This window comes from Paenibacillus sp. y28, assembly GCF_037137075.1.
GTDB lineage: Bacteria > Bacillota > Bacilli > Paenibacillales > NBRC-103111 > JBBBNV01.
The window spans coordinates 1-3,042 of the sequence record NZ_JBBBNV010000066.1 but is presented as its reverse complement, the minus strand read 5'-3'; the positions used below and the strand labels follow the sequence as shown (position 1 = coordinate 3,042).

General features: G+C 44.7%; 2 protein-coding genes. Both read left to right on the top strand.

Features of this window, described 5'->3' with window-relative positions:
* Window positions 1–961: glycosyltransferase family 2 protein (locus WBG83_RS22170; RefSeq protein WP_336747560.1), on the top strand; the 961-nt coding region annotated here is incomplete at its 5' end.
* A gap of 290 nt (window positions 962–1,251) precedes the next feature.
* The gene (locus tag WBG83_RS22165) at window positions 1,252–2,550 is read left to right on the top strand and encodes an IS110 family transposase (RefSeq protein WP_336747559.1); all 1,299 of its coding nucleotides are present in this window, start codon (window positions 1,252–1,254) and stop codon (window positions 2,548–2,550) included.
* Window positions 2,551–3,042: the final 492 nt, after the last annotated feature.

The following is a 3,042-nucleotide window of genomic DNA, read 5'->3' as shown; positions in this document are numbered from 1 at the left end:
CCTTAGGATATCATGTACTCGCTTGATTGGGTTATTTTTCATGTGTCGATTTTCAACGAGAACTTTTCACTGTCCAGATTTGATAGCAGGTGAGAAAATGGATTTAAGTATAGTAATGGTAAATTATAATACAACTAATCTTACCCGTAACGCTCTAAACTCTATATATGCATCTCAAACAATATTTTCTTATGAGGTGTATTTAGTTGATAATAATTCACCCGATAGATCAATTGAGGAAATTCGATTCGAATTTCCTCAGGTTGTTTTTATTCAAAATGAGCAAAATGTAGGCTTTGCGAGAGCAAATAATCAGGCAATCAGACTGTCCCAAGGAACTTATATTCTATTACTTAATTCAGATACTGAAATTAATGTGGACACTCTTCAGATAGTGATTTCTTATATGCAAGAGAATCACGATGTAGGAGCTGTCGGATGCAAAATTGTTTTGCCTGATGGTAGTTTAGATAAAGCATGTAAGAGAGGATTTCCAACTCCAAGTGCTGCATTTTTTTATGCATCAAGAATCTATAAATTGTTTCCCAATAAACCCAGATATAATCAATATCAATTAGGTCATTTAAACCCAGATAAAGTACATTCGGTTGATAGTTTAGTGGGAGCTTTTATGCTGGTCAGAAAAAAGGTAGTTGAACAGGTTGGTTATTTAGATGAACAATTCTTTATGTATGGTGATGATTTGGATTGGTGCTATCGGATAAAGAAAGATGGATGGAAAATTATATATTACCCGAAAACAACAATCTTACATTACAAAAGTGCCAGCAGCAAGAATAAATCCTATAAGATAATTTATGAATTTCACAGGGCGATGTTTCTATTCTATAGAAAACATTATCGCCGGAAATATCCTTGGTTTGTAACAGGTTTCGTATACATTGGTATTTTTGCAAATATGGTTTTGGGGATGATAACTAGGCGATTTATGCAAACATAATAGTTCCAGGTTAAACTTTCTGATTTAGCCTCGGCTAGTTTGACTAGCTGGAAGAGAAAGAGCCGTCAATCCGGTAAGATGTTCACCCTGAATTTCGAAAGTACCACGCTCTGAAAACGTGAAAAAGGGCCCAAATCTTTGGTAGAATGGTGTTTGTCGAGAACACTACACCCAAAGAGAGCCATTCCTGTAATGAAGTAATTTGCCCTTTGAAAATAAAAAGCGCCTCCTGTATGCTGGGTCTTGGAATGGTAGACATTCACTGCCCTAATTGAAGGAGGACGCTCTACATGAAGTATAAACTGAAACAAAAGCAAAATCAACGAATTACACGAATTACCGAATCGACCCTGGTTGTCGGTGCAGATATTGCCCAAAAAATACATGTGGCTCGAGCGGTGGATTTTCGTGGTATCGAACTTGGGAAGGATTGCGTATTCCATAACGATCAGACAGGACTAACGAAGCTAGCAACGTGGATGAAGAAACTTGGGCAAGCACATGGCAAAACGGATATTGTCTTTGGCATTGAGCCTACCGGACACTACTGGTTTCCGTTAGCAGCATTTCTGAAAGAGCAAGACATTCAGGTCGTCGTCGTGAATCCGCATCATGTCAACAAGACGAAAGAGCTTGAGGATAATTCACAGACGAAGAGCGACTACAAGGATGCCAAAGTCATCGCGGATCTCGTTCGAAACGGGAAGTACTCCGAGCCCAAACTGCCGACGAAGGAATACGCGGAGTTGCGTATCCTGATGAACCTTCGGGAGAAAGTGGCGGACAGCCTAACGCAAGTGAAAGGCCGTATTGGTAATTGGTTTGACCGGTTCTTCCCCGAGTACGCTAGCGTATTCAAGGACTGGAGCGGGAAGGCATCGCTGATGACAATGCGAGCGTTCCCGCTGCCAGCGGACATCGTCACTAAGGGGGTCAGAGATGTCCTGGCTCACTGGAAGACGGAAGTGAAGCGCGGCGTAGGAATAAAGCGTGCGGAGCAACTGTGTACTGCAGCTGCTGCCTCCATTGGACTGACCGAGGGGGCCATAGCGGCTCGAATGGAGCTGCGCACTCTGCTGGGGCAGTTCGACCTGTTCAGCGAACAGCTTGAAGACATTATGGAACAAGTGGTGCAGAGCCTGGAGAAGATTCCGGGAGCGGCGAAAATGATGACCGTGCCGGGAGTTGGAGCCATCACCGTAGCCGGGTTTCTGGCTGAAGTTGGCGATCTGAACAACTACGATCACGGTCAACAAATCATTCGACTCGCGGGTCTGAATCTCACAGAGAATAGTTCGGGCAAGCGAAAGGGCAAGACGGGGATTAGCAAGCGTGGGCGGTCGCGTCTACGGGCGCTCTTGTTCCGCGCAGTGATGCCGATGGTGGCCAAGAATGAAGCGTTTAAGGCGCTCCACAAGCACTATACGACGCGAAGTCAGAATCCGCTGAAGAAGAAACAGTCCATTATCGCCTTGTGTGGAAAGCTGATTCGAGTCCTGCATACGCTGGGGACCAAGCAAAGAGGGTACAACGCCATTGAAGTGATAGGACCTGTTCGACACTTTCAAATGCAGCAAGGGGCCGCATAAATCAAAGAAGCAATCGCCTGTAAAAACGCGTTATTCACAAGTGAACAACTTTACATCGGAAGCACCGGAGAAGCCGAAGCACAAGATTCCATAAGGGCCACGACCCAGTAAGAGAGCAAGAATCGGCCTCCACCCCTTGAGAGGTAGAACGAAGGAATGTAAGGGCATAGACCCCGTGTGACATGGGAGGGTAAACCCCAAGGGAGAATGTGGAGATCCACTGTGCGATCATAACAACTATCCACCGTTTTGGAACAAAATGATCCTAAGCTCTGTTCCCGCCTACGCTCTTACAGAGAATCGTGGTGCAAACCACATTCTCGACCAGTACCTCTTAAGCTGTCAAAGTTGAAATCTTGAGAATATGCGAGAAAACAGGAGAAAACGTTACTTTATAGTGGGAGGAGCACCTTTCAGGTGAAGTCTACCACACCCATCCGTAAAATCAAGAGCGAATTTTCGTTGCAAAACACCACAAGCTTCGGTGGCGTC

Excerpts from the sequence above, each read along its gene's own strand:
- WBG83_RS22165 (WP_336747559.1), top strand. The coding sequence starts at position 1,252 with ATGAAGTATAAACTGAAACAAAAGCAAAATCAACGAATTACACGAATT.